Origin of the sequence: Rhodococcus sp. UNC363MFTsu5.1, assembly GCF_000686785.1 — a bacterium.
Taxonomy (GTDB): Bacteria; Actinomycetota; Actinomycetes; order Mycobacteriales; family Mycobacteriaceae; genus Rhodococcus_G; species Rhodococcus_G maanshanensis.
Genome location: NZ_JMLO01000016.1, coordinates 89,122 through 115,085, shown reverse-complemented (window position 1 = coordinate 115,085; position 25,964 = coordinate 89,122). Strand labels below are relative to the sequence as shown.

General features: G+C 69.5%; 24 protein-coding genes. 7 read left to right on the top strand and 17 right to left on the bottom strand.

The features are described 5' to 3' along the window. Positions 1 to 174: MspA family porin (locus BR31_RS28800; protein WP_037176739.1), on the top strand; the 174-nt coding region annotated here is incomplete at its 5' end. Between the two features lie 108 nt (positions 175 to 282). After that, positions 283 to 957 carry an MspA family porin gene (locus tag BR31_RS0114830; protein ID WP_037176737.1) on the top strand — a complete coding sequence of 225 codons (675 nt, stop codon included), beginning with the start codon at positions 283 to 285 and terminating at the stop codon, positions 955 to 957. 192 nt (positions 958 to 1,149) lie between these two features. On the opposite strand, the gene clpB is transcribed toward BR31_RS0114830, so the two are convergent. The 3 genes from clpB to BR31_RS0114815 form a co-directional block, all read right to left on the bottom strand. Then, on the bottom strand, positions 1,150 to 3,702 hold the full coding sequence (gene clpB, locus BR31_RS0114825) for an ATP-dependent chaperone ClpB (protein ID WP_027501641.1): 2,553 nt from the start codon (positions 3,700 to 3,702) through the stop codon (positions 1,150 to 1,152). 141 nt (positions 3,703 to 3,843) lie between these two features. Further along, on the bottom strand, positions 3,844 to 4,539 hold the full coding sequence (locus tag BR31_RS0114820) for an alpha/beta fold hydrolase (RefSeq protein WP_027501640.1): 696 nt from the start codon (positions 4,537 to 4,539) through the stop codon (positions 3,844 to 3,846). A gap of 26 nt (positions 4,540 to 4,565) precedes the next feature. Beyond that, a complete protein-coding gene (locus BR31_RS0114815) occupies positions 4,566 to 6,143 on the bottom strand; it encodes an AMP-binding protein (protein ID WP_027501639.1) in 1,578 nt (525 codons plus the stop codon). Between the two features lie 143 nt (positions 6,144 to 6,286). Here BR31_RS0114815 and BR31_RS0114810 point away from each other — a divergent pair, with 143 nt between their 5' ends. After that, a complete protein-coding gene (locus tag BR31_RS0114810) occupies positions 6,287 to 7,042 on the top strand; it encodes an FAD-binding oxidoreductase (protein WP_027501638.1) in 756 nt (251 codons plus the stop codon). Positions 7,043 to 7,110: 68 nt separating this feature from the next. Here the strand turns inward: BR31_RS0114810 and BR31_RS0114805 are convergent, their stop codons facing one another. Next, positions 7,111 to 7,965 (bottom strand): mycofactocin-coupled SDR family oxidoreductase, encoded by an 855-nt coding sequence (locus BR31_RS0114805; RefSeq protein ID WP_037176735.1) that lies wholly within the window; start codon positions 7,963 to 7,965, stop codon positions 7,111 to 7,113. A 2-nt stretch (positions 7,966 to 7,967) separates the two neighbouring features. Next, the gene (locus BR31_RS0114800) at positions 7,968 to 8,768 is read right to left on the bottom strand and encodes a mycofactocin-coupled SDR family oxidoreductase (RefSeq protein WP_027501636.1); all 801 of its coding nucleotides are present in this window, start codon (positions 8,766 to 8,768) and stop codon (positions 7,968 to 7,970) included. 154 nt (positions 8,769 to 8,922) lie between these two features. Between BR31_RS0114800 and BR31_RS0114795 the strand changes: the two genes are divergently transcribed. Next, the gene (locus BR31_RS0114795; RefSeq protein WP_027501635.1) at positions 8,923 to 9,207 is read left to right on the top strand and encodes a putative quinol monooxygenase; all 285 of its coding nucleotides are present in this window, start codon (positions 8,923 to 8,925) and stop codon (positions 9,205 to 9,207) included. A 50-nt stretch (positions 9,208 to 9,257) separates the two neighbouring features. Here BR31_RS0114795 and BR31_RS0114790 read toward each other — a convergent pair whose 3' ends face one another. The 6 genes from BR31_RS0114790 to BR31_RS0114765 form a co-directional block, all read right to left on the bottom strand. Then, complete coding sequence (locus BR31_RS0114790) at positions 9,258 to 9,995, bottom strand: ABC transporter ATP-binding protein (RefSeq protein WP_027501634.1); 738 nt, start codon at positions 9,993 to 9,995, stop codon at positions 9,258 to 9,260. Further along, positions 9,992 to 11,851 carry a branched-chain amino acid ABC transporter ATP-binding protein/permease gene (locus BR31_RS0114785; RefSeq protein WP_027501633.1) on the bottom strand — a complete coding sequence of 620 codons (1,860 nt, stop codon included), beginning with the start codon at positions 11,849 to 11,851 and terminating at the stop codon, positions 9,992 to 9,994. Before BR31_RS0114785 ends, BR31_RS0114790 begins: the two co-directional genes overlap by 4 nt. Before the next feature lies 1 nt (position 11,852). Beyond that, positions 11,853 to 12,710, bottom strand: a complete 858-nt coding sequence (locus BR31_RS0114780) for a branched-chain amino acid ABC transporter permease (protein ID WP_027501632.1) — start codon at positions 12,708 to 12,710, stop codon at positions 11,853 to 11,855. 68 nt (positions 12,711 to 12,778) lie between these two features. Beyond that, a complete protein-coding gene (locus BR31_RS0114775) occupies positions 12,779 to 13,996 on the bottom strand; it encodes an ABC transporter substrate-binding protein (RefSeq protein WP_027501631.1) in 1,218 nt (405 codons plus the stop codon). Between the two features lie 226 nt (positions 13,997 to 14,222). Further along, positions 14,223 to 15,878: a flavin-containing monooxygenase gene (locus BR31_RS0114770; protein WP_027501630.1), complete on the bottom strand. Its 1,656-nt coding sequence runs from the start codon at positions 15,876 to 15,878 to the stop codon at positions 14,223 to 14,225. 110 nt (positions 15,879 to 15,988) lie between these two features. After that, positions 15,989 to 17,152 (bottom strand): globin domain-containing protein, encoded by a 1,164-nt coding sequence (locus tag BR31_RS0114765; RefSeq protein WP_027501629.1) that lies wholly within the window; start codon positions 17,150 to 17,152, stop codon positions 15,989 to 15,991. Positions 17,153 to 17,415: 263 nt separating this feature from the next. On the opposite strand from BR31_RS0114765, the gene BR31_RS0114760 reads away from it, so the two are divergent. Further along, positions 17,416 to 18,540, top strand: a complete 1,125-nt coding sequence (locus BR31_RS0114760) for a nitric oxide synthase oxygenase (RefSeq protein ID WP_027501628.1) — start codon at positions 17,416 to 17,418, stop codon at positions 18,538 to 18,540. A gap of 4 nt (positions 18,541 to 18,544) precedes the next feature. On the opposite strand, the gene BR31_RS0114755 is transcribed toward BR31_RS0114760, so the two are convergent. The 6 genes from BR31_RS0114755 to dnaK all read right to left on the bottom strand — a co-directional run bounded on the left by BR31_RS0114755 (position 18,545) and on the right by dnaK (position 24,575). After that, positions 18,545 to 19,726: a sensor histidine kinase gene (locus tag BR31_RS0114755; RefSeq protein WP_027501627.1), complete on the bottom strand. Its 1,182-nt coding sequence runs from the start codon at positions 19,724 to 19,726 to the stop codon at positions 18,545 to 18,547. A 1-nt stretch (position 19,727) separates the two neighbouring features. Next, a complete protein-coding gene (locus BR31_RS0114750; RefSeq protein WP_027501626.1) occupies positions 19,728 to 20,366 on the bottom strand; it encodes a response regulator in 639 nt (212 codons plus the stop codon). A gap of 163 nt (positions 20,367 to 20,529) precedes the next feature. Then, the gene (locus BR31_RS0114745; RefSeq protein ID WP_027501625.1) at positions 20,530 to 20,946 is read right to left on the bottom strand and encodes a heat shock protein transcriptional repressor HspR; all 417 of its coding nucleotides are present in this window, start codon (positions 20,944 to 20,946) and stop codon (positions 20,530 to 20,532) included. Then, positions 20,946 to 22,145, bottom strand: a complete 1,200-nt coding sequence (gene dnaJ, locus BR31_RS0114740) for a molecular chaperone DnaJ (RefSeq protein ID WP_027501624.1) — start codon at positions 22,143 to 22,145, stop codon at positions 20,946 to 20,948. The genes BR31_RS0114745 and dnaJ overlap by 1 nt, the downstream gene beginning before the upstream one ends. A gap of 34 nt (positions 22,146 to 22,179) precedes the next feature. Next, on the bottom strand, positions 22,180 to 22,734 hold the full coding sequence (gene grpE / locus BR31_RS28795) for a nucleotide exchange factor GrpE (RefSeq protein ID WP_037176730.1): 555 nt from the start codon (positions 22,732 to 22,734) through the stop codon (positions 22,180 to 22,182). Continuing rightward, positions 22,731 to 24,575 (bottom strand): molecular chaperone DnaK, encoded by a 1,845-nt coding sequence (dnaK, locus tag BR31_RS0114730; RefSeq protein ID WP_027501623.1) that lies wholly within the window; start codon positions 24,573 to 24,575, stop codon positions 22,731 to 22,733. The genes grpE and dnaK overlap by 4 nt, the downstream gene beginning before the upstream one ends. A 357-nt stretch (positions 24,576 to 24,932) precedes the next feature. Between dnaK and BR31_RS28790 the strand changes: the two genes are divergently transcribed. Together BR31_RS28790 and BR31_RS28785 are read left to right on the top strand one after the other, a co-directional pair. After that, positions 24,933 to 25,310, top strand: coding sequence for a hypothetical protein (locus BR31_RS28790; protein WP_051637442.1), 378 nt, complete (start codon positions 24,933 to 24,935; stop codon positions 25,308 to 25,310). Between the two features lie 25 nt (positions 25,311 to 25,335). Further along, complete coding sequence (locus BR31_RS28785) at positions 25,336 to 25,920, top strand: hypothetical protein (protein ID WP_051637441.1); 585 nt, start codon at positions 25,336 to 25,338, stop codon at positions 25,918 to 25,920. Positions 25,921 to 25,964: the final 44 nt, after the last annotated feature.

Sequence of the window (25,964 nt, the reverse complement as noted above, 5' to 3'; positions counted from 1 at the left end):
GCGGGCAAGGACATCAAGAAGAACGGCAAGTACTCCGTCCAGTACCAGGACACCCAGCTCGAGATCCAGAACTGCGGCGGCTTCGCCCAGGCCCGCTCCTACACGGTGGTCGAGATCGTCGGCAACGACTACTCGAAGACCACCCTGTACGGCCAGCCCTTCAGCATCGGCTAGCAAGGCGGCTTCGCCCCACGTGCGCGCGTCACACCCCATCGAGCGGTACAGCGCGCGCACAGTCCACGCCAGACTTTTCTTGAAACCCGAACCCTCAAAGGTGAATTCATGAACGCCAGCACCACCGGCCTGCGCCGCGGGCTGCAGACCGCCGCCGTCGGCAGCGCCGCCGCCATCGCTCTCGGCTTCTTCTCCGCAGGCGCGGCGAACGCCGACACCCTCGTCCCGCTGCCCGACGGCTCGATCACCGAGACCCTCGTCGACGGCACCGTCGTCACCATCACCCGCACCGGCGAGACCGCCAACATCTCCCCGTCGATGGGCTCGACCCCACTGCACCGCAACGTGTGGGTCTCCGGCTCGACCAAGGTCGAGGTCTCAAACGGCGGCAGCGGCACCATCCAGCCCGGCTACATCGTCGCCTGCCAGCTCACCCTCGGCGGCAAGTCCGGCACCGACGGCGGCATGAGCACCACCTGGGCCGACCCCGACGGCGCCGCCAAGCAGACCGCCAAGACCGCGGGCAACCTGTCCATCGGCCCCGGCCAGGCCGTGGACTACAAGATCCTCGACCTCGAACTCGCCGACCCCTTCGGCGCCGAACAACACCGCGCCGCCAACCCCTACAAGGGCAAGGGCAGCGTCACCTGGGCCGACTCCACCCTCGGGGTCAGCGGCTGCGCCGGCTACGCCCAGGCCCGCTCCTACGTGAAGGTCACCGTCAACACCGCCAACGTCACCGGCAACGTCACCCTCTGGGGCCAGCCCTTCAGCATCGGCTGACACCACCCCCAACGCACCCGGTCCCCTCGGCCGCGCCCCTCACGCGACCGAACCCGGGTGGGCGCCGCGCTCGTCGGCGCCGCGGCTCCTGGTCTGCCCCCCGGCCCATGAATCGCGGCACCACGACCCGGCCACAACGCGACTGTGCGCGAGGTTCTCCACGAACCTCGCGCACAGTCGTGTCTCACACCGCTACCCGAGCACCAGCGAGTCACCGTCGACCGAGACGTTCACCGGCACCGTGTCGCCGTCGTGAATCTCCCCGGCCAGCAACAGCTTCGCGAGCTGGTCGCCGATCGCCTGCTGGATCAGTCGGCGCAGCGGTCGGGCGCCGTACAGCGGGTCGTATCCGCGGTGCGCCAGCCACTCCTTCGCCGGCCCCGACACCTCCAGGCTCAACCTGCGGGCCGCGAGCCGCTTCGCCAGCTGCCCGAGCTGGATGTCGACGATCGACTCCAGCTGCTGCTCCGAGAGCGGATCGAAGATCACCACGTCGTCGAGCCGGTTGATGAACTCCGGCTTGAACGCGTGCCGCACCGCGTCCATCACCTGCTCCCGGGTGCCACCGGCGCCCAGGTTCGAGGTGAGGATCAGGATGGTGTTGCGGAAGTCGACCGTTCGGCCCTGACCGTCCGTCAGGCGCCCCTCGTCGAGCACCGCCAGCAGGATGTCGAACACATCCGGGTGCGCCTTCTCGACCTCGTCGAACAGCACCACGGTGTACGGCCGCCTGCGGACCGCCTCGGTGAGCTGACCGCCCTGGTCGTAGCCGACGTATCCCGGAGGAGCACCGACCAGCCGGGCCACGGAGTGCTTCTCGCTGTACTCGCTCATGTCGATCCGGACCATCGCCCGCTCGTCGTCGAACAGGAAGTCCGCCAACGCCTTCGCCAGCTCGGTCTTGCCGACACCCGTGGGGCCGAGGAACAGGAACGATCCGGTCGGCCGGTTCGGATCGGCGACCCCTGCCCGCGCACGACGGACCGCATCGGACACCGCGATCACCGCTTCGTCCTGGCCGACGACCCGCTTGCCCAGCTCCGATTCCATCCGGAGCAGCTTGGCGGTCTCGCCCTCCATCATCCGGCCCGCGGGGATGCCGGTCCACGCCGACACCACATCGGCGACGTCGTCGGGCCCGACCTCCTCCTTGAGCATCACGTCACCGTCGCTGGCGCCGCCGGAAGCCTCGACCGCGGCGTCGAGCTTGCGCTCCAGCTCGGGGATCCGGCCGTACCGCAGCTCGGCCGCCTTGCCCAGGTCGCCGTCCCGCTCGGCCCGATCCGACTCGCCGCGAAGCGCTTCCAGCTGTTCCTTGATCTCGCGGACGGAATCGATGGCCTGCTTCTCGTTCTGCCACCTGGTGCTCAGCTGACCCAGCTTCTCGCGGTCGTCGGCGAGTTCTTGGCGCAGCTTGACCAACCGGGCCTTGGACGCCTCGTCGGTCTCCTTCTCGAGCGCCATCTCCTCGATCTCGAGCCGTCGCACCGTGCGCTCGACCTCGTCGATCTCGACGGGCCGGGAGTCGATCTCCATGCGCAGCCGCGAGGCCGCCTCGTCGACCAGGTCGATCGCCTTGTCCGGCAGGAACCGGGAGGTGATGTATCGGTCCGAGAGTGTCGCGGCCGCAACGAGAGCCGAGTCGGTGATGCGCACGCCGTGGTGCACCTCGTAGCGCTCCTTCAGGCCGCGCAGGATGCCGACGGTGTCCTCCACCGACGGCTCCCCGACCAGCACCTGTTGGAAGCGGCGCTCCAGGGCGGCGTCCTTCTCGATGTACTTGCGGTACTCCTCGAGGGTGGTGGCGCCGACCATCCGCAGCTCACCGCGGGCGAGCATCGGCTTGATCATGTTGCCCGCGTCCATCGCCGACTCGCCGGTCGCGCCCGCACCGACGATCGTGTGCAGCTCGTCGATGAAGGTGATCACCTGACCGGCCGAGTTCTTGATGTCGTCCAGGACGGCCTTGAGCCGCTCCTCGAACTCGCCGCGGAACTTGGCGCCCGCGACCATCGAACCGAGGTCGAGGGAGACGACGGTCTTGCCGCGCAACGATTCCGGGACGTCGCCGGCCACGATGCGCTGGGCGAGACCCTCCACGATGGCGGTCTTGCCGACGCCGGGCTCGCCGATGAGCACCGGGTTGTTCTTGGTGCGGCGGCTGAGCACCTGCACGACCCGTCGGATCTCGGTGTCGCGGCCGATGACGGGGTCGAGCTTGCCCGCCCTGGCGGCCTCGGTGAGATCGGTGCTGTACTTCTCCAGCGCCTGATAGGTGCCCTCGGGGTCGGGGCTGGTCACGCGGGCGCTGCCGCGCACGGCGGTGAAGGCCTCACGCAGCGCCTGCGGGGTGGCCCCGTGGCCGACAAGGAGTTTCGCGACGTCGGAGTCCCCGGAGGCCAACCCGACAAGGACGTGCTCGGTGGAGACGTACTCGTCGTCGAGCTCGGTGGCCAGGTGCTGGGCGGCGGTGAGCGCGGCGAGCGCCTCGCGGCCGAGCTGAGGCGTGGTGGTGGCCCCGGTGGTCTGCGGCAGCCGGTCCACGATCGCCTGGGCCTCGCGGTGCACGGCGGTCGGGTCGACGCCCACCGCCTTGAGCAGCGGGGCGGCGATGCCGTCGGTCTGGTCTAGCAGCGCGGCGAGCAGGTGCGCCGGACGGATGTCCGGGTTGCCCGCGGCGGAAGCAGACTGCAAGGCAGCGGTCAGCGCCGCCTGAGTCTTGGTGGTCGGAGAGAACGAGTCCACTGGTCACCCCTTCGGAAGACGTCGGTCGTCGCCGTCGAGCCTATGCAGGGCCACTCGGCGTTGTCACATGTTCCAACGCCCCAAAGGTTGAGTCTGTTCCGCTCAAGTTTGGGAATCTTGGGGTTGATGCGGTGTCGCTGGTCACAGCCCGAGGTCGACGCGATACCGCTCGAGCCGCTCCACGAGCTCCGTGGGGTGCGCCAGGGCGGGCAGGTGACCGCTGTCCATCTCGTCGGGCGTGATCCCCAGCCGTTCGCGCACGACCCGACGCTGGAACTCGGCGGGGAACATGCGGTCCTGCCGACACAGCAGGAACCGCGTCGGCACGTCCGGCCAGGCGGGCAGCGGCCACGGCTTACGGAACGGCGTCTCGGACTGTTCCCGTACCCCGCCCGCCAGCACCGCCGGGAACAGCTCCGGCGGCACGTCGTGCAGGAATCTCGTGACCGGGTCGAACTCCGCGTCGGGGTCGCGGCCGTCCGCCACGTCCTGCGCGCGGCGGGCCGCCTTCTGCCCCGTGTTCGCCCACCAGTCGCCCGGCGCCTCCCCCGGAGCCGGGACCATCGCCGCGACCATCACCATCAGCGACACCGGCACCCGCTCGCAGACCAGCGGCGCGGTGAACCCGGCCATCGACTGCGCAACCAGGATCACCCCGGTGCGGTGGCCGATCGCGTCGACCACCGCGTCGGTGTACTCCGCGAGACCTGCCGAGTCGTCGTCGCACGGCAGGTCCGGCGTCACCACGTCGTGCCCGGCAGCACGCAGCGGGGGCGCCACGAACTGCCAGTACGACGAGTCGGACCCGGCTCCGGGGATCAGCACGTAGGTGGCCATGGGCCGACGCTACGCCCGCGATCGCGCTACACCGCGCGTGCCGCGCCCTCCCAGTACTTCGCCCGCAGCGCCTTCTTGTCCAGCTTGCCCAGCGGGGTCAGCGGCAGCGCGTCGACGAAGTCGACCGTCTTCGGCGCGTGCACCGCACCCTTCGCGGCCTTCACCCGCTCGACCAGCTCGGCGACCTCCACCGTCGCGCCCGCGCGCAGGACCACGCAGGCCTTGACTGCCTCGCCCCACTTCTCGTCCGGCACACCGACAACGGCGACCGACGCGACCGCGGGGTGACCGGAGATGACGTCCTCGATCTCCCGGGGGAAGACGTTGAAGCCGCCGGTGATGATCATGTCCTTCTTGCGGTCGACGATGTACAGGAAGCCGTCCTTGTCCGCGCGGGCGACGTCGCCGGTGTGCAGCCAGCCGCCGCGCAGCGCCTCGGCCGTCTCGGCCGGCTTCTTCCAGTAGCCCTGCATGACCAGCGGGCCGCGCACGCAGATCTCGCCGAGCTCGCCGCGGGGCACCTCGTTCAGGTCGTCGTCGAGCAGGCGCACGTCCAGCCACGGCACCGGACGCCCACAGGAGGCCAGCCGCTCGAGGTTGGCGGGGTCGTGCTCCTCCTTGCGCATCACCGTGATGGTCATGCCGCACTCGGACTGACCGAAGTACTGGAAGAAGATCGGGCCCAGCTTCTCGATGCCCTCGACCAGGCGCGCGGGCGACATCGCCGCCGCGCCGTAGTACAGCGTCTGCAGGCTGGAGAGGTCGCGCTTGGCCAGGTCCGGGTGGTCGAGCAGCATGTAGATCATCGTCGGCACGAGCATCGTCACCGTGATCTTGTGCTTCTCGATCGCCTCGAGGACGGCGCCCGGCTCGAACGCGGGCAGCACCACCAGCGCACCACCGCGCATCAGCGTGGGCACGAAGAACGCCATGCCCGCGTGTGAGAGCGGGGTGCAGGCGAGGAAGCGCATCTCGTCCGGCCACTGCCACTCGGCCATCTGGATCTGCGGCAGCGTCACGCCCGACTGGAACGTGTTGATCACGCCCTTCGGCTTGCCGGTGGTGCCGCCGGTGTAGACGATGCTGCTCGGGTCGGTACCGGCCACCTTCGCGGCGACCAGCCGCTCGGGGACGAAATCGCCCACCAGGGCCAGCAGGTCGACCCCGACCTCGGACGGGCCGAGCGAGAAGAAGTTCTTCAGCGACGGCACCGAGGCCTTGAGCTCCGCCGCGCGCCCCTCGAACGCGGTGGGATCGAAGATCAGCGTCTCGATCTCGGAGTCCTCGAGGATGTAGCGGTGATCGTCGAGCGAGCCCATCGGCGCCAGCGCGGTGTTGCGGCAGCCGAGGATCATCGTGGACCCGACGCTGATGAGCACCTCGGGCCGGTTCTTCGAGAGCATCGCGACCGTGGAGCCCGTGCCGATGCCGAGGGACTGCAGCGCCTGCACGAAGCAGCTGATCTGGTCGCGCATCTGCCCACCGGTGAGCACCACGTCCCCGAGGTAGAGGGCGGGGCGGTCCGCGTTGCGCTCCAGCGCAGTGATCAGCAGGTCCGCGGTGTACTGCGGGCGGTGCAGGTCGGCGAGCTCGTCGGTGGTCATTTCTTCTCCGCTCTGACTGGGGGGCACGGCTGGCGGCCGCGGCCGTGCGCGTGGCACGCCTCACATTAGAACGCAAACTGACACATGTTCTAGTGGCAATCGCATTTGTGCAGGTGCCAACCCCGTCGCGATACCCTCTGGGCATGCAGAACACGGGTGTCGAAGAGCAGGTGTGGACCGCGACGGTGGTGGAGCATCATCGGCTGCGCGCCGACCTCGCGGTCGTGCGGTTGGAGGGCGAGTACGTCCCGTTCACCGCGGGGCAGTCGGTCTCGGTGACCGTGCCGCAGAACCCGCGGGTCTCGCGGCGCTACTCCCCCGCGCTGCCGCCCTCACTCGACGGCAAGCTCGAGTTCCACGTCAGGACCGTGCCCGCTGGCTGGATCAGCGGCGCGATCGTCGGCGACACCGCCCCCGGCGACCAGTGGCAGATCAGCGAGCCGAGCGGACGCCTGTCGGTGGACGATTCGGGTCGGGACGTGGTGATGGTCGCGGGCGGCACCGGGCTCGCCCCGTTCCGCTCGATCATCCTCGAGCTCGCGCGGCGCCCGCGGCCGCCTCGGGTGTACCTGTTCGTCGGCGGCCGTCACCCGCGCGACCTCTACGGCTCCGACATGCTGTGGATCCTGGCCCAGCAGCTGGACTGGCTGACCGTGGTGCCGGTCGTGGAGAACGTGCAGGACCCCGAGTGGGCCGACGAATGGTACGAGCACACCCGGGTGGACATCGGCTACGGCCCCGACGACATCATCGCGGGCACGCTCGCCGAGGTCGTCAGCTCGTACGGCGCCTACACCGACCACCAGGTGCTGGTCTGCGGCTCCCCCGCCATGGTCCGCTTCACCCTGCGCGCCCTCATCGACAGCGGAACCCCCGCGGGCGCAATCCAGTTCGAATAGGCGCTCCGCGCCTGTGAGTCCTTTTGGTCCCCATATGGGCCAGAAGGACTCACGGGCGGCGGAGCCGCCTAGCGCCTGGTGCTGCCGGCGTCGACCGGGAGCGACACCGAGGTGATGTAGCGCGCCTCGTCGGAGGCCAGGAACAGCGCGGCGTTCGCGACGTCCACCGGTTCGACCCACGGGATCTCGAGCAGGTTCATCGTGGCGGCCGACTCGGCGAACTCCTCGCGCGTCGGCGGCCGGTCCAGATCGGGTCGGAACTTCGTCCGCACCGCGTCGTTCTGGATCATCGGGGTGTCGACGTTGGTGGGGTGCACCGTGTTGACACGCACCTTGTGCGGCGCCAATTCCTTTGCCATCGAACGCATCAGCCCGACGACGCCGTGCTTGGCGGCGGTGTAGTGGGCGACACCGACCAGGCCGCGCAGCCCGGCGATCGAGCTGGTGAGGATCATCGAGCCGCCGCCCCGCTCGATCAGGTGCGGGGCCGACACCGCGCAGGTCTGCCACACCCCGGTCAGGTTCACGTCCAGCATGGTCTTCCAGGTCTGCTCGTCGAGGTCGAGCGCCGGGGCCGAGGAGGTGATGCCCGCGGTGGCACAGACGATGTCGAGACCGCCGAACGCCGCGACTCCCGCGTCCACCGCAGCGGACAGCGCCGCCCGGTCGCGCACGTCGACCTCGAAAGTCTCTATCCGACTGCCTGTTTCGCGGACGAGCGCTGCGGTCTCGGCGAGGTCCGCCGCGCTCGACGGCGGCGTGACCACCGTGTCGACCGGCCCGCACAGGTCGACGGCGATCACGTCGGCGCCCTCCTGCGCGAACCGCAGTGCCTGCGCCCGGCCGATGCCGCGGGCCGCGCCGGTCACCAGCGCGACCTTGCCGGCCACCCGTCCACTCGGAGTAGTCCCCGCTCGCGTCATCGTCACACCTTCTGCGTCAGGCCGGCGTCGACCACCAGCTCGGTTCCGGTGATGTACCGGGCTTCGTCGGATACCAGGAAGAGCAGGGCGTTGCTGACGTCGACGGATTCCACCCACGGCACCGGCAGCAGGTGGTTGCGGGCCAGTACCTCCATCACGTCCTCAGCGGTGGGCTCGGCCAGGTCCGGCCGCAGCCGGGCGAAGGTCGCGGGGTTCAGCGTCATCGCGGTGCCGACCGCGCCGGGCAGCAGGGCGTTGACGCGGATCGACTTCGGCCCCAGCTCATTCGCGAGTGTCCGCATCAGCCCGATGACGGCGTGCTTGCTCGCCGAGTAGTGGGCGGCGCCCGCGACGGCCTTGATACCCGCCGTCGAGCTGACGATGACCACCGACCCGCCCTCGGCGCCGATCGACGGGGCCGCGGCCTTGATCGTGTGCCAGACCCCGGTCAGGTTGATGTCGAGGGAGCGCTGCCACACCGGGGCGTCGATGGTCCAGGCCGGGCCCGGGTTGTCGCAGACGCCCGCGTTCGCGACCACGACGTCGAGCCGGCCCAGCTCGGCCACGCCCGCGTCCACACCCGCCTGCACCGCGGCGAGGTCACGCACGTCCGCCCCGGCCACCGCCGTCCGCCTACCCGTCGCGGCCACCAGCCGGGCGGTCTCCGCCAGGTCGGCCGCCGCGCCTGGGAGGTCCATCGCGATGATGTCCGCACCCTCCTCGGCGAGACGGACCGCATGGATGCGTCCCATTCCGTTGCCGGCGCCGGTGATGAGCGCGACCTTGCCCGCCATACGAGACATCGGTGTCCCCTTCCACGTCTACTGCCGACGCTAAGGGGCAGGCCGCGGGGCTGACACACGCTCTCCCGCGCAGCGGGAGGTCCTGGCGAACTCCGCCTGCCGCGGTCGGTTTCGGGGCAGTATTCGACCGATCCGACGACCAGAAAGGCACACCGTGCACACCGCTTTCATCCGCGTGAAGGTCGCCCCTGCCGCGGCCGACCGGGCGGCGCTCGCCATGCTCGCGCTGGTCGAGCCGACGCTCGCCGAACCCGGTTGCGTCACGTACGAGTTCTACCGCGATCACGACGATCCGTCGCTGTTCCTGTGTTTCGAACACTGGCAGTCGCGTGAGGCGCTCGACGACCACGGCTCCACACCGCACGTCACCGCGTTCCTCGCCGAGTTCGGACCGGCGATCGAGCGCTGGGAGTCCAACCACGCCAGCGCGTTGGCCTGACACCCGCGCCGACCGCGTCCCCGCCAGCAGGGGCACGGTCGGCGTTGGTGCTAGCCGACCCGCCCGAAGTACGCGTCCCGCAGGACCGCGAGGTCGTCGATGTCACCGGCATCGGCGTCCATCACCACCCGCCCGATGTCGAGCACCGTGACGTGGTCGGCCACACTCATCGCCGCCTCGACCGCCTGCTCGACGAGCAGCACCGCCAGCCCGGCCTCCTTGAGCACGTTCACCCGCTCCATCACCTCGTTGACGATCACCGGCGCCAGACCGCCGGACGGCTCGTCGAGCAGCAGCAGCGTCGGCTCGGCCATCAGCGCCTGTCCGATGGCCAGCATCTGTTGCTGGCCACCGGACATCGAGCCCGCGAGCAGGCCGCGCTTCTCGCCGAGGATCGGGAACAGGTCGTAGATCCGCGCCACCTCCTGCTTGAGCGCGGACCGCCGCATCTTGCGGACGTAGCCGCCGAGGATCAGGTTCTGCTCGACGGTCTGCCGGTGGAAGACCCGCTTGCCCTCCTGGACGTATGCGATGCCCCGACGGACCCGCTGGTGTGCGGGCAGCCGGGAGATGTCCTGGCCGTCGAACTCGACGGAGCCCGCGGAGACCTTGTTCAGCCCGGAGATGGCGCGCAGGGTGCTGGTCTTGCCCGCCCCGTTGCGACCGAGCAGCGCCGTCACCTTGCCGGGCCACACATCGATCGAGACGTCCCAGACCACCCGCAGGTCGCCGTACCCGGACTCCAGGTTCCGCACGCTCAGTAGCGGTTTCGTGGTGGCTGCGGTCATGACTTCACCTCCGTGGACATCGCGGCCTCCTCGTCGGCGATGGTGCGCGCACCACCCGCCTCGACACTGACACCGAGGTACTCGCTGAGCACCCTCGGGTTCTGCTCGATCTCGGCCGGGCTCCCGTCCGCGATGACGGCCCCCTGGGCGAGCACCACGATGCGGTTCGCGAGCTCGAGGACGAGCCGGAAGTTGTGCTCCACCAACACCACCGTGGCGCCGGCGTCGCGCAGGTCGCGGATCAGATCCGCGAGCCGCTCGACCTCGTCCTCGTCCAGGCCGGAGGCCACCTCGTCGAGCAACAGCACCCGGGGCCCCGCGACAACGGAGCGCGCCACCTCGAGCAACCTGCGCATGCCGAGCGGCAGCGCGGTGGCCGTCTCGTCACGCAGGTGCGACATCCCGACCATCTCGAGCGCGCGCTCGGCCTCGGCGAGGTCGGCGGCGCGCACCCTGCGGTACCGCGGCAGCCGCAGCACGGTGGCGAACATCGACACCCGGTCCGTGCTGTACCGGCCCGAGGCCACCGCCTCCAACACGGTCACGTGCTCGGGGATGTTCGGGGTCTGGAAGGTCCTGGCGACCCCGACCCTGGCCACCCGGTCGGAGGACTGCCCCTGTACCTCGTTGTCGCCGACCAGGATCCGGCCGGAGTCCGGCTTGTAGAACCCGCAGATCATGTTCAGCATGGTGGTCTTGCCCGACCCGTTCGGACCGATCAGCGCGGTCACCTGACCGGGCTCGGCGGTCAGCGAGGCGCCGTCGAGGGCCTGGTTGCCGCCGAACGCCTTGGCGATGCCCTCCACGACCAGTCGCTCGCCCACGATCGGGTCGACGGCCGGTCGCGTTCCCTCGGCCGCGGGAGCGGCCGCGTGTGCACCGGTCAGTCCCGCCGCCCGGTCCAGCCGCGCCATCGCCGCCTTCCCGAGTTTCGCCAGGCCGCCACTGAGCAGCACGCCACCGACGATGAGGAACCCGCCGTAGAAGACCAGGGCGTACTCCTGGAAGTCCGCGGACTGATTGGGACCGAGCTGCATGATCGCCGCGCCGACCACCGCGCCGTAGACGCTGGCGGCGCCACCGAGGATGCAGGCCGCGAGAACCGCTGTGGCGAAGGTGAACCCGAACGCCTCCGGCGAGATGTACATGTCGATGTTCGCGAACAGGGCGCCCGCGAGTCCGGCCGGGAACGCGCCGATCGCGTAGCCGAGCAGCTTCATCCGGAACACCGAGACGCCGACCGACGAGGCCAGCACCGGGCTCTGCTTGAGGGTGCGGAACGCGATGCCGTGGCGGGACACCACGAGGTTGCGCATCACCGCGAACCAGGCGATCGTGACGACCACGACCACCAGGTAGTACTCGTTGTTCTCGGGGTCGAGGACGTGGCCGAACAGGGTGGCGGGCTCGAGCCCGCTCAGGCCGTTGCGCCCGCCGGTGGTCTCGCCGAACACCGCGATGATGTCGGGCACGAGCAGAACCAGGAAGAACGAGGTCATGGCCAGCGACCAACTGCCGAGTCGCAGACCGGGGATGCCGGTCACGATGCCGACCGCCAGCGCGACCAGGCCCGCCGCGACGAGCTGCAGCACGATGTCGGTGTAGCCCGCGATGGACATCAGGCCTGCCGTGTAGGCGCCTGCCGCGTACATCGCGGCCTGGCCGAGCGCGAGTTCGCCTGCGTAGCCAAGGCTCAGGCTCAACCCGCTGACCACCAGGGCGAGGATGCAGGCGAGCTGCACCTGCCTGGTCATCGCGAAGTCGAGCCCGAGCGCGGGCAGGAACAGCACGAGGACGGCGAGGGCGAGCGGATAGCTCCAACTCGGTACCGCCCGAAGGGAACGCCAGATCTGCATGTCACACCACCCGTTCCCGTACCCGGCCGAACAACCCGGCCGGCCGAACCATGAGGATCGCGATCAGCACCACGAACACCGCGATGTTGCTGTACTGGCTGCCCAGTTCGAGCGCCGCGAAGGACTCGACCAGACCGACCGTGAGACCACCGACCAGTGCGCCGGGCAGGGAGCCGAAGCCGCCGATGGCCAGCGCCACGAAGCCCTTGATCGCCAGCACGGAACCGAGCGTGGCCACCGCGAACGTCTTGGGCCCCACGAAGAGTCCGAGGAACCCGGCGAGCGCACCCGATGCGGCGAAGGCCCCGAGCGCGAGCGCGCGGACGTTCACCCCGCGCAGCATGGCGGCCTCCCGGTCCTCGGAGATGCCGAGCAACGCGAGACCGGTGACGGTCTTCTTACTGACCTGGCTGAGCAGCACCACGAGCACGATCGCGAGCACCAGCAGCGCGATCTCGACCGGGTAGGTGCGCCCGCCGAGCAGGGTGATCGCGTCGTTGGAGCCGAAGAACGGCACGGTCAACGGTTCGCTGCCCCAGATGAGCTGTGTCGCACCGCCTATGAGGGTCGCGGCTCCCAATGTCGTGACCAGTTGGTTCTGGTGGTCGTGTACCGGCCGGACGGCGATGATCTCCTCGAGTCCGGCGAGGATCATCACCGTCACGGTCGCCATCACGGCGACGACGAGAACCGGCAGCTTCAGCGTCACCAGGCCGGTGTACGCGACGAAGGTGCCGACCATCATCAGCTGCGCCTGCGCGAAGTTGAAGGTGTTGGACGAGATGAAGACGATGTTGTAGCCGATCGCCACGAGCGTGTAGACAGCGCCGAGTGCGAGACCCGACCAGACAATGGTCACCGCGAGCTCCTCTCGGTGGTGCGGCCGCGGGCGGCCGCACCACCGTCATCGTTCAGGGGATGGACGGGTCAGGCGGCCGGGTTGCCGTACTGGCCGTTGAGCAGCTTGCTCGGCGGCACGAACCGGTAGCCGTCGTCCTCCAGGTTGGGCGCGTGCGATTCCGCCGAGTAGTGGTACCGCGGCAGGAAGGCCGTCTTGGCGCTGTCGAGGACCTCCTGGTTCTCCAGCGCCTCGGCGAGCGCCGTTGCGTCCGTGGTGGATCCGACCTTGGCCGCGGCCGCCGCGACCAGGCCGAACGGGTCGTAGTTGTCGGCGAGGATCAGCGTCGACGGGATCTGCCCCATCCCGGCCATGGTGGTGACCATGGCGTTGACCGCCGCGTCGTTCGCGTCGTAGACGGTGCTCGGGAACACCTGCATCACGAGGTTCGCGGTGGCGGGAGTGCCGAGGACCCCCTCCGGCGCGGGCTTGGCGACCAGCGCGGTGCCCGAGACCGAGGTGTTGCCGATCAGCGGGATGTTCCAGTCCAGGCGCTGCAGGCTCGTCAGCAGGTAGCCGAGCGGCGCCCCGTAGGCGTCGACGACCAGCGCCTGCGCGCCCTTGTTCTTGAGCGACTGGAGCTGGGCGGTCATGTCGAGGGCCGCGATGTCGTATTCCTCGGAGCCTGCCGCGCTCACGCCCTCCGCGGCGAGGGAGGACTCCATCGCCTTGCCGAAGGCCTCGCCGTAGGCGCTGCTGCCGTGGATGACACCGACCTGCTGGTACCCCTTGCTCTTCGCGTGCCGCGCGATCGAGGACGCGTAGTCGGAGGGCGATGGCGACAGGTCGAAGTTGAGCGGGAATTCCTCGGGGTCGGAGGAGTTCTCGGTGGGCCCGACGTTGAACGAGAGGATCTTGTTCTGCTTGAGGATCGGCAGGGTCGCGGCCGAGAGCGTGGACGGGCCCGAGTTGAGGTAGAGGTCCGGCTTGTTGCCGGAGGCGATCGCCTCGCGCAGGTTCGAGACGGCCTTGGTGGCGTCGCCGCCGTCGTCGACGACGGTGAGTTCGACCTGCCGGCCGCCGATTCCGCCGTTGCCGTTGACGGCCTCGACCCCGGCCTTCGCCGCGAGAATCGAGGTCTGGGAGTTCGCCGCGAGGGCGCCCTGGCCGCTGATCGCGCCGGTGACGAGCACCCGGTAGGGGCCGTCCGATCCACTCTCGGAGCCGGAGCTCGATCCGGAACAACCCGCGAGCGCGACCGCGGACACGGCCAGCGCTGCCACGAGAGCGGAGTGCCGATTCTTCATGCAGATCTCCTCAAGTTGAATAAGCAAGCATTTGCTTGGCAAGCAACGCTATGGATCCAACCGGGTGACGTCAATCACTTTCCCACTAGCCGGGACCTGAAAGATATTGATATGCAACGGTTTTGATATGTCGCGCTGCGGACACGACGAAGCGCTGGATGTCATCCCCACGACACCCAGCGCCTTCGTCGGCCTAATGGCCGGGTCGTACCGTCCCTACCTGCCGTCAGGCACTCGCCTCGATGACCTCGAACCCCTTGTACCCGGCGGCCGCGACCTCGGCAATGATCTCGCCATAGGCGCCGAATCCGCCGATGAACGGCATGAACACGCGCGGCTTCCCGGGGATGTTCGCGCCCATGTACCACGAGTTCGCGGTCGGCAGCAGCGTCTGCGCGGCCCGATCGGAGCACTCCTGCACCCAGGCGGCGGCCGCCTCGGGGGTGGCCTCGATCGCCACCGCGCCCCGCTCGTCGAGGTGGGCGATGGCGTCCGCCACCCAGTTCACGTGCAGCTCGGAGTGCAGCACCATGTTCGCCAGCACGGACACGCTGCCGGGGCCGGTCATGTTGAACAGGTTCGGGAAGCCGGCCACGCCGAGGCCGAGGTAGGTCTTCGGGCCCTCGGCCCACGCCTGCTTGAGGGTCTGGCCGTCGCGACCGACGATGTTCAGCTTCTCCATCGACCCGGTCATCGCGTCGAACCCGGTCGCGAGGATCAGCGCATCGATCTCGTAGTGCTCGTCGGCGGTGCGCACGCCCGCCGCGTCGATGCTCTCGATCGGCGTCGCCTTGAGGTTCACCAGCGTGACGTTGTCGCGGTTGTAGGTCTGGTAGTAGTTGGCGTCCGTGCAGATCCGCTTGGTGCCGATCGCGTGGTCCTTCGGGATGAGCAGCTCCGCGATCTCCGGATCGTCGATCACCGCGCGGACCTTCTCCTCCCAGAAGGCGCGGGCGGTGTCGTTGGACTCGGCGTTGGTCACCTGGTCCGGGAAGGTCTTGCTGTACAGCACGCCGCCGAGCTGCCAGCGCTTCTCGTAGGCCTCGCGCCGCTCCTCCTCCGACGCCTCCAGCGCCGACTTCGGATGCGCCTGGTGGGGCGAGCCGCCGCCGCTGAGGAACGAGAGCCGACGACGCTCGCGGTAGTTCGCCTTCTGCGCGGCGCGGTCCTCGTCGCTGAGCGGCACGTTGCCCGCGGGCACGCTGTAGTTGGCGCTGCGCTGGAACACGTAGAGCTGCTCGGCCTGCTTAGCGACCTCGGGGATGGTCTGGATTCCGGAGGAGCCGGTGCCGATCACGCCGACCCGCTTGCCGGTGAAGTCGACGCCCTCGTGCGGCCAGTGTGCGGTGTGGTAGACGCCGCCGTCGAAGGAATCGAGGCCCTCGATCGCGGGGATGTTCGCGTTCGACAGCGGACCGACCGCGAGGATGACGAAGCGCGCGGACACGGCGTCGCCCGCGTCGGTGCGGATCTCCCACCGCAGCGTCTGCTCGTCGAGCGCGATGTCGGTGACCCGGGTGCCGAACGTGATGTCGCGACGGAGGTCGTACCGGTCCGCGACGTGGTTGACGTACTCCAGGATCTCGGGCTGGGTGGCGTACTTCTCGCTCCAGTTCCACTCCTGCTCGAGCTCGGGGTCGAACGAGTAGGAGTAGTCGACGCTCTCGACGTCGCAGCGCGCGCCCGGGTAGCGGTTCCAGTACCAGACGCCGCCGACCCCGTCGCCCGCCTCGAACACCCGCACCGACAGCCCGTCGCCGCGGAGCTTGTGGAGCGCGTAGAGACCCGCGAAGCCGGCGCCGACGACGACCACGTCGACATCGGCGGCTGTGTCGGCCTGAGGGGAAGGGGTCCCTGCGGACGAAGCTGACTGGGCGCTCACGGTGACTGCCTTTCGCTGGAGACTCTCTCTCCAGCGACGCTATTTCGGCGGCCTCACCGAGGCATACCGCCCCTCCCGCTGACCGGGCGGTGCGTTGGCCCTCGGGCGGATCAGTACAGCGGGTCGTGCCGCATGTTCTCGACCGGCACGCCCTTGGCCTGCAGCCGGAACTTGGCGGTCTGGATGGTCGAGGCGGACCCGACGATCTGGATGTCGTGGTTCGACCAGTCACCGAAATCGGCTGCGACGGCGCTGACCTTGCCGGTGATCCGCTTGTACATGCCCGCGGGCGGCGTCGGGATCGGGTCGAGGTGCCACCACGGGTTGGTGTCCTCCTCGGAGACCGGGACGACGGTGAGCCACGGGTTGGTCAGCGACAGCTGCCACAGGGTCTCGATGTCGTACAGGTCGCACGGGTAGTTGCCGCCGACGAACACGTGCACGTTCGGGTTGTTGGCGCGCATCGCCATCTCCATCAGCTGCGCGCGCAGCGGGGCGATGCCGGTGCCGGACCCGATCATGAGCATGTCGCGGTTCCTGGTGCGGTCGACGCCGAGCGCGCCGAGCGGGGAACCCATCAGCCAGGTGTCGCCGAGGTTGGTCTGGCCGACCATCGCCGGACTCACCCAGCCGCCGGAGACGCGGCGGACGTGGAACTCGATCTGCCCCTCGGGGTTGGCCGGGATGGCGGGCGAGAGGTAGCGCCACATCCGGGGTCGGCCGGGGACGGTGACGCTGACGTACTGGCCGGCGCCGTACTCCATCGGCCGGTCCAGCTGCAGCCGGACCACCGCGACATCCTGGAGCACCTGCTTGTGCTCGACGACGGTGCCGGTCCAGGTGGCAGGCCCGTCCTCGGCGTTGGCGGCCTCCATCATCACCGAGGCGATCAGGGCGATGGCCTCGCGCCAGGCGTTGTCGACCTCGTCGGTCCACATCTCGTTGCCCGCAAAGTTCTTGAGCGCGAAGATCAGCGCGTTGCCGACCGCGGTGTAGTGCGCGTCGACCACGCCGTACTTGCGGTGGTCGCGGCCGAGCTGGGCGAGGAACAGGAGCACCGGCTCCGGGTCGTCGAGCTGGTCGATGACGTACGCGATCGCGTGGACGAGCCGCTCTCGCTGGGCCTCCATCGCGGCGGGGAAGAACTCGCGGACGTCCGGGTTGTTCGCGAACAAGACGGAGTAGAACGACTGGGTCAGTCGAGCTGGTCCGTCCTCGATTGCCGCCACGGCCTTGAAGGTCGTCCGGACAAGCGAAATAGCCGTTGAATCCACTGCAGAGTCCCCGTTCCGCATACAAACGCGGCCTGCGGTGTCCTCTGCAGGTCGCGTGGCCCCACTCGGCGGTTGCCGTTGGGTGTGGGCGAGTCTAGCGAGGAATCGTCGCGACCGAAACACGTACCAGTAGAACGACCGTTCAAGTCGACCGCGGCGCGATCTCACACTACGATCTTGATCGCTGTGAGGTCGCCGCGGGGGCGACAGAATGGAGTTCCGTCATCGTGGTCATCGCCTCCGGAGAGGAAGGGCTCCGCGACATCTCGGCTGCGAGCGCCAGGACGTCGACAACCGAGGACCTCGATCGGCGGTTGCGCGAATGCACCGAGTTCTTCGCGCAGCCGGAGCTGGCGCACCTGCCAGCGGAACGGCACACGGCGGCGCTGGACGAGTTCGCGCTCACCGGGCGCTACGAGCACACCACCGAGGAACTCCTGATCGGGGCGAAGCTCGCCTGGCGGAACCACGCGCGCTGCGTCGGACGCAATCACTGGCGCACCCTCAAGCTGATCGACGCCCGCAACGCGGTGACCGCGGCGGCCCTGGCGGAGGCGTGCTGGGAACACCTGCGGGTCGCCACCAACGGCGGCGCGCTGCAGTCGGTGATCACCATCGGCCCGCGACCGCTGCCGGACGGCAGGGAGTTCCGCATCCTCAGCCCCCAGCTCATCCGCTACGCGGGGTACCGCAACGAGGACGGCAGCATCACCGGCGACCCGTGGCACGTCGCCCTCACCGAACAGGTGACAAAGATGGGCTGGCGGGGCGAGGGCACCCGGTTCGACGTCCTGCCGCTGCTGATCTCGGTCCCCGACGAGCCGCTGCAATGGTTCGAGGTGCCCGAGGACCTGGTTCTCGAGGTCCCGCTCGAGCACCCGAACTACAAGTGGTTCTCCAAGCTGGGCCTCAAGTGGCACGCGGTGCCCGCGGTGTCCAACATGGACCTGGAGATCGGCGGGCTCACCTACCCCTGCGCGCCGTTCAACGGCTGGTACGTGAGCACCGAGGTCGGTGCCCGCAACTTCAGCGACGAGGACCGGTACGACATGCTGCCGACCATCGCCAAGAAGCTGCGGCTCGACATGAGCTCGGACCGCACGCTCTGGAAGGACCGGGCACTGGTCGAGCTGAACCGGGCCGTCATCCACAGCTACCGGGAGGCGGGGGTGATCATGGTCGACCACCACACGGTGGCCAAGCAGTTCCTCGACTTCGTCGGCCGCGAGGAGAAGGCAGGGCGCACCTGCCCGACGGACTGGTCGTGGATCAACCCGCCGATGTCCGCGGCGTTGACGCCGACCTTCCACCGGCTCTACGACGCCCCCGATCTCGATGTCCGGCCGAACTTCGTCAGCCGGACACAGGCTTCCGGCTGCCCGATCTGATCCGTCACGGCGACGGGATCGTCGCCAGCACGCGGGTGCCCTCCCCCGGCGCCGACGTCAGCTCGAGCGTCCCGCCCAGATTCTCGATCCGGAGGAACTGCGAGGCCAGCCCGATGTGCCCCTCGGCGACGCGCGCGGGCAGCTCGCCCGGGTCGAACCCGACACCGTCGTCGGCCACCTCGAGGGTGATGGCCGTCGCGGTTCTGGCCAGCTGCAGCTCGACCCGATGGGCGTGCGCATGCTTGTCGATGTTGCCGAGCGCCTCCCTGGCCACCCGGTAGAGCAGCGACTGGCATTCCGGCCTGCCCACCTCCGCCAACCGCACCCGCATCTCGTAGCCGCGGCGCCCGTACCCCTCGGCCAGCTCGCGCAGCGCCGCCGTCAGGCCCAACTGCTCGAGCACCTGCGGGTGCAGCGTGGTGACCGTCGAGCGGAGCTGGGTCGCGGTCTCGCGCAGCGCGGCCTCCGCGGCCACGAGGGCGGGGTCCCGGTCGCGCTCGATCGCCTCCTCGAGGTCCATCCTGGCCGCGAGGACGTTCTGCAGCGGGCCGTCGTGCAGGTGCTCGGCCAATCGCCTGCGCTCGCGCTCCTCCGCCCCCATCGACTCGGCGACCAGCTGGCGCCGCACGTCCAGCAGCGCGATCACCGTCCCCGACCGGCGCACGAGGACGAAGGACAGCGCAGTGGTCGCGGCGGTGAGCCACAGCAGGAAACCGAAGTACAGGAACACCACTCCCGGCAGGTCGACGAGGTCGTCGCGGACGGCGTAGAAGATCCACACCAGCAGGTAGCCGACGGCCGTGCAGGTGCCGAGGCAGGCCGTCAGCGCGGGCCGGTACTGGAACGCCACCGCCACCGGCAGCAGGAAGAACACCGGCAGCAGCGAGGAGGTCGCGCCGCCGGACGCCAGGCAGAGCGCGAGCAGCGCCGCGATGTCGACACCGGTGGACGCCCAGCCCGCCCACGGCCGCACCTGCCTGCGCAGCACCACCACCAGCCACACCGCGGCCGCGACGGCGTATCCGAGCAGGACCAGCCGGAACACGGTCGGCATCCAGTGCTCGATGCGGACGACGGGGCCGAGCAGCGCGATCAGCGCGATCAGCGGGAGCCGCAGGAGGGCGGTGACCCGCACGGCCTCCGTCGCGTACCGCTCGACGACGCGGTCCCGGTCGCGGCCCGCCACGTCACTCCAGCAATCCCCGGCGCATGGCCTCGGCCACCGCCGCCGCGCGGTCGCTCACCCCCAGCTTCTCGTACAGCCGCTGCACGTGGGTCTTGACGGTGGACGGCGCCAGGAACAGCTCGCCCGCGATGGCCGGGATCGTCAGCCCGCGGGCGATCGCCGCCAGCACCTCCCGCTCGCGGGCGCTCAGCGCCGGGCCGGTTGGCTCGGCGTGCCGCCTGACCTCGCCGAGCAGGCCAGCGGCCAGGCCGGCGGGGAGCACGTCGCGCCCCTTCGCGCAGTCGAGGACCGCGGCCACGATCTCCGCCCGCGTCGACTCCTTGGGCAGGAACCCGGCAGCGCCCTCCTGCACGGCGTGGTACACGATCGCGGACTCGTCGTGCGCGGAGAGCAGCAGTACCCGGGTGCCCAGTTCGTCGCGGCGCACGGCGGCCGCGACCTGACTCCCGTCGAGCTGCGGCATCCGGTAGTCGACCAGCGCGACCTGCGGTCGGTGCTCCCTGATCAACGCCAGCGCGGTGGCCCCGTCGTCGGCCTCCCCCACCACCTCGACGGCGCCGCTCCCGACGAGCGCCCGGACGACGCCGTCACGAAAGAGCGGATGATCGTCGGCGACCACGACGCGCACCTTCTCGACCATCGCTCACCACGACCCGAGAACGGTCATGGCCCACTGTCTCACGGTGCTCCCACCACGATCACGCAATTCGCCGGATGCGGGCTCCGATGTGGAGGCCGTGGCCATCCGAGAAACACGACTGCCCCCGACCGATTATCGGTCGGGGGCAGTCGGTGGATCAGGATCAGCGCTCGTGCCGGGGCTTCCAGACAACCAGCGCGTTGTTGCGCGGGATCGGCACCAGGTCCCGCCGATAACTGGCGTGCACCTGGGCGATCTCGGTCGCCATCTCGGTGACCCGCCGTTGCAGCGCCTCCACCTGGTTGGTCAGCTCGATGATCCGCTTGATGCCCGCCAGGTTGACGCCCTCGTCCTGGGACAGCCGCTGCACCTCGCGCAGCAGGGCCACGTCCCTCGGCGAGTAACGGCGTCCCCCACCGGTGGTGCGGTGCGGGGTCACCAGGCCGAGCCGATCGTAGTTTCGCAGCGTCTGGGCGTGCATGCCCGCCAGCTCCGCGGCCACCGAGATCACGAAGACCTGGGCGTCCGGGTCCGCGGGCACCTCAGACCGGCTGTGACCGGGCCCCCGGGGCGCGGTCATCACGCACCCGCCCAGCCCGCACGCGGATCGAATCCGCTGGCCTTCTCGGCCGACAGATAGGTCTGCAGCGCCTCGGTGGCGGTCTCGTCGAGATCCTGCGGCACCGCGACCTTGACGGTCACGAGCAGATCGCCCGCACCGCCGCTGCGCTTGGGCACCCCGCGTCCGCGCACCCGGAGGATCCGGCCGTCGACGGTCCCCGCAGGGATCTTGACGCCGACCCGGCCCTCGAGGGTGGGGACGGAGACCGTGGTGCCGAGCACCAGTTCGCCGTAGCTGACCGGCACGGTGACGGTGAGGTCGTCGCCGTTGCGGCCGAATACCTTGTCCGGCTTGACGTGCACGGTGACGTACAGGTCGCCCGACGGCGCGCCGCGAAGGCCCGCCTCGCCCTGCCCTGCCAGCCTGATCCGCTGCCCGTCACTCACGCCCTGCGGAATCCGGACGGTGAGGCTGCGGGTGCGGTTCTGCACACCGGTGCCGTGGCAGTCGGTGCACGGGTCGTCGATGATCGAGCCGGTGCCGCGGCAGTCGTCGCACGGCTCACTGAACCCGAACGCGCCCTGGTTCCTGCTGACGATCCCGGAACCGTTGCAGCGCGGGCAGACCCGCGGGCTGGTGCCCGGCTTCGCCCCACTGCCGTGGCAGGTGGTGCAGGAGGCCGGGCTGGTCAGCCGCAACGGAACCGTCACGCCCGTCGCGGCCTCGCGGAAGGGCAGGGTGGTCTCGGCCTCGACGTCGCTGCCCCGCTGCGGGCGGGTGCCGGCGCCGGTCCGCGTGCCCGCGCCACCGCGACCGCCGAACAGGCCGCCGAAGATGTCGCCGATACCGCCGTCGCCCGCGGTGTAGCTGGTGCCACCGCCGAACAGGTCGCCGATGTTGAACTCGCTGCCGCCGAAACCGCCGCCGGCCGTGGTGTACTCGGCGCCGGGGCGGTAACCGCCGCGGCCGAAGCCGCCGCTGGCGAACAGCCGGCGGGCCTCGTCATACTCCTTGCGCTTGGCCGTGTCGGAGAGCACGGCGTACGCCTCGCTCACGGCCTTGAACCGCTCCTCGGCCGCCGTGTCACCGGGGTTGGCGTCGGGATGCAGGTCCCGTGCCAGCTTCCGGTAGGACTTCTTGATCTCGTCCGCCGAAGCATCAGAGGAGACGCCCAGCTCCTTGTAGAAGTCCTTCTCGATCCACTCCCGCTCACTCACCGGGCGTCTCCTCCTCTCGTTGCTTCCTGTGTAACTACTCCGCGGCCTCGTCCGGCGCAGGCGCGCCGTCCGTGACCGTCACCATCGCCGTCCGCAGGATCCGCTCGCCGAGGCGGTAGCCCTTGCGGAGGACCGTCCCGAGCACCGGATTGTCGCCGTCGCCCTCGACCTGCACTGCCTCGTGCAGCTCCGGGGAGAAGGTGTCTCCCTCCTCACCGAAGGCCGCGAGGCCGAGGCCGTCGAACACCCCGGCGAGCTTGTCGGACAGCGCCTTCAGTGGGCCCGACTCCAGGTCACCGTGCGCACGCGCCCGGTCCAGGTCGTCCACCACGTCGAGGAACTTGCCGACCACGGAGGCCCGCTCGGCCGCGACGGCCTGGTCGATCCGGACGAGCGAGTTCCGGCGGATGTTGGCGATCTCCGCCTTCGCGTAGCCCAGTTCGGTGCTGGCCTTCTCGAGCTCCGAGGTCAGCGTGAGCAGTTCGTCCACGGTGTCCTCGGTGTCGGCCGCGGCCCCGGCCGCCGCATCAGCGGCGGCCGGGGTCTCGGTGTCGACTACTGGTTCGCGGTCGGCGTCCCGTTCGGTCACTTCTTGTCCTGATCGGACGGCTCGTCCACGACCTCGGCGTCGACGACGTCGTCGCCCTGGCTCGGGCCTGCGCCGTCGGTGCCTGCCGCGGCCTCGTCGGCCTGCGCCTTGTAGATCGCCTCACCAAGAGCCTGGGACTCGGTGGCGAGCTTCTCCACCGCGGACTTCACCGCGGAGATGTCGCTGCCGGCAAGGGCGGTGTTGGCCTCCGCGATGGCGGCCTCGACCTTCTCCTTGACGTCCGCGGGCACCTTGTCCTCGTTGTCCTTGATGAACTTCTCGGTCTGGTGCACCAGCGACTCGGCCTGGTTGCGGACCTCGGCCTCCTCGCGGCGGGCCTTGTCCTCCTCGGCGTGCGCCTCGGCGTCCTTGACCATCCGCTCGATCTCCTCCTTGGACAGACCGGAGCCGTCCTGGATCTTGATCGTGTTCTCCTTGCCGGTGCCCTTGTCCTTCGCGGTCACGTGCACGATGCCGTTCGCATCGATGTCGAAGGTGACCTCGATCTGCGGCACGCCGCGCGGGGCCGGCGGGATGCCCGCGAGCTCGAAGGATCCCAGGAGCTTGTTGTGCGAGGCGATCTCGCGCTCACCCTGGAACACCTGGATCTGCACCGACGGCTGGTTGTCGTCCGCCGTGGTGAAGGTCTCCGAGCGCTTGGTCGGGATGGTGGTGTTGCGCTCGATGAGCTTGGTCATCACGCCACCCTTGGTCTCGATGCCGAGGGAGAGCGGGGTGACGTCGAGGAGCAGCACGTCCTTGACCTCGCCCTTGAGGACGCCGGCCTGCAGGGCGGCGCCGATGGCGACGACCTCGTCCGGGTTCACGCCCTTGTTGGGCTCACGGCCGCCGGTCAGCTCGCGGACCAGGTCCGAGACGGCGGGCATGCGGGTGGAGCCACCGACGAGCACGACGTTGTCGATGTCCTTGACCGAGATACCGCTGTCCTTGATCACTGCCTGGAACGGCGCACGGGTGCGGTCGAGCAGGTCGGAGGTGATCTTCTGGAACTCGGCGCGGGTCAGCTGCTCGTCGAGGAACAGCGGGTTCTTGTCCGCGTCGACGGTGATGTAGGGCAGGTTGATCGAGGTGCTCTGCGAGGAGGACAGTTCGATCTTCGCCTTCTCGGCGGCCTCGCGCAGACGCTGCAGGGCCATCTTGTCCTTGGTCAGGTCGATGCCCGAGGTGGCCTTGAACTTGTCGACGAGCCAGGAGACGATGCGCTCGTCCCAGTCGTCGCCACCGAGGTGGTTGTCGCCGGAGGTCGCGCGGACCTCGACGACGCCGTCGCCGATCTCGAGCAGGGACACGTCGAAGGTGCCGCCGCCGAGATCGAAGACCAGGATGGTCTGTTCCTTCTCGCCCTTGTCAAGGCCGTACGCCAGCGCGGCCGCGGTGGGCTCGTTGACGATGCGGAGCACGTTGAGGCCGGCGATCTGGCCGGCTTCCTTGGTGGCCTGACGCTGCGCGTCCTCGAAGTACGCGGGCACGGTGATGACGGCGTCGGTGATCTCCTCACCGAGGTACGCCTCCGCGTCACGCTTGAGCTTCATGAGCGTGCGCGCGCTGATCTCCTGCGACGTGTACTTCTTGCCGTCGATCTCGACGTTCCAGTCGGTGCCGACGTGGCGCTTGACCGAGCGGATGGTGCGGTCGACGTTGGTGACCGCCTGGTTCTTCGCGGGCTGGCCGACCAGCACCTCACCGTTCTTGGCGAAGGCGACGATCGACGGGGTCGTGCGCGAGCCCTCGGAGTTGGCGACCACTACGGGCTCGCCGCCTTCGAGCACAGACACGACCGAGTTGGTGGTCCCGAGGTCGATTCCGACCGCACGAGCCATAGTGTTCCTCCTACTTGTCGCAGCACCCCCGGCAACGAAGGCGCCGGGGCTGGTTGTGCTGGCATTTCTTGGCCATCTCACCCTAAGTGAGTGCTACACGCTCAAGTTTGCAACCCATCAGCGTGGGAGTCAAGCTCGAACTTGAGTCTGGTTCACTCAAGGTTGTCGAAATGGTCAACGGGGACAATTCGGGTTTTGTTCCCGGGACCCGGGTGTGTCGCCCGCCACGGTCGGTCACGAAAGCGGTATGCGGGCTTTCACCCCTTCTGGTGATGGTGTGCGGTCGACGACCGCCATAGCGTTGGAAGTGTCCGGCGACCCCCGGCCGCACCACCACACACGAAATGGTCTGTCGTCATGTCCACCAACCGAATCACCGCGGCCGTCCGCGCCGCCGCCGTCACCGCTCTGATCGGCCTGCCCGCGCTCGGGATCGCGGGCACCGCAGTCGCGCATCCCGGTGGCGTGCACCCGCCCGCCGTCGATCCGATCGTCGGGTCCGAGGGCGGACCGTGTTCGGAGAATCGGGTCGGCGTCGACGCCGACACCGGCAACCAACTCTCCTGCGTCCACAACCCCGACGGTGGCGTCTGGACCGGCACCAACGGAACGATCAACGGCGTCCACGATTTCGGGTCGCCGTGCGACTCCTCGGTCGAGGACCGGTCACAGACGCGGGACGGCAGGGTGATCAGGTGCACCCCCGGCGAAAACGCGTGGGAGTACGGCGCCTAGCGAGGCTCGGCCTACGATCCCAAGCATGGACAACGCAGGCGAGCAGGAGTTCGGAGTCCCGCCCCAGGCCGCACCCCCGCAGCCGCCGCACCGCCCGCAGCCGCCGCGCCCGGAGTTCTCCGCGACCCCGCTGCGTCCGGCACCAGCCGACACCCCGCCGCGCGCGATCACCGTCGCCCGGTCCGCCTGGATCGGCTCGTTCGCCGTCCTGATCGGCATCGGCGCCGCGACCGCGCTCAAGCTGACCGCGGTCCGCGATGCGCTCGAGTCCGCGTTGTCCGCCGAACGGCCGGGCACCGCCAACCGCGACATCGCCGACACCGTCTCGGTCACCCTGCTGGGCTGCGCGTCGGCCGCCGCGCTGCTGCTGGTCGCCGGACTGATCTGTCTGCACCTGCTCGGCGGGCGACGCAACGCGGCCCGGCTCGCCCTCGCGGTGGTCGGCGTCGTCTCCGTCGCCGCCGCGATCGTGTTCTGGTCGCTCATGGTCGACGCGGGCGAGGCCTCCGGCGGCGTGCTGGAGTGGGCCCCGCTCGTCTACGCCGGACTGGTGGCCATCGGCGTCGCCGCGCTGTTCGCGCCCGGGGTGAGCCGCTGGCTCCGGCACTGACCGCCGAAGCCACCGCGAATCCCCCACGTTCACACAGTTTTTGC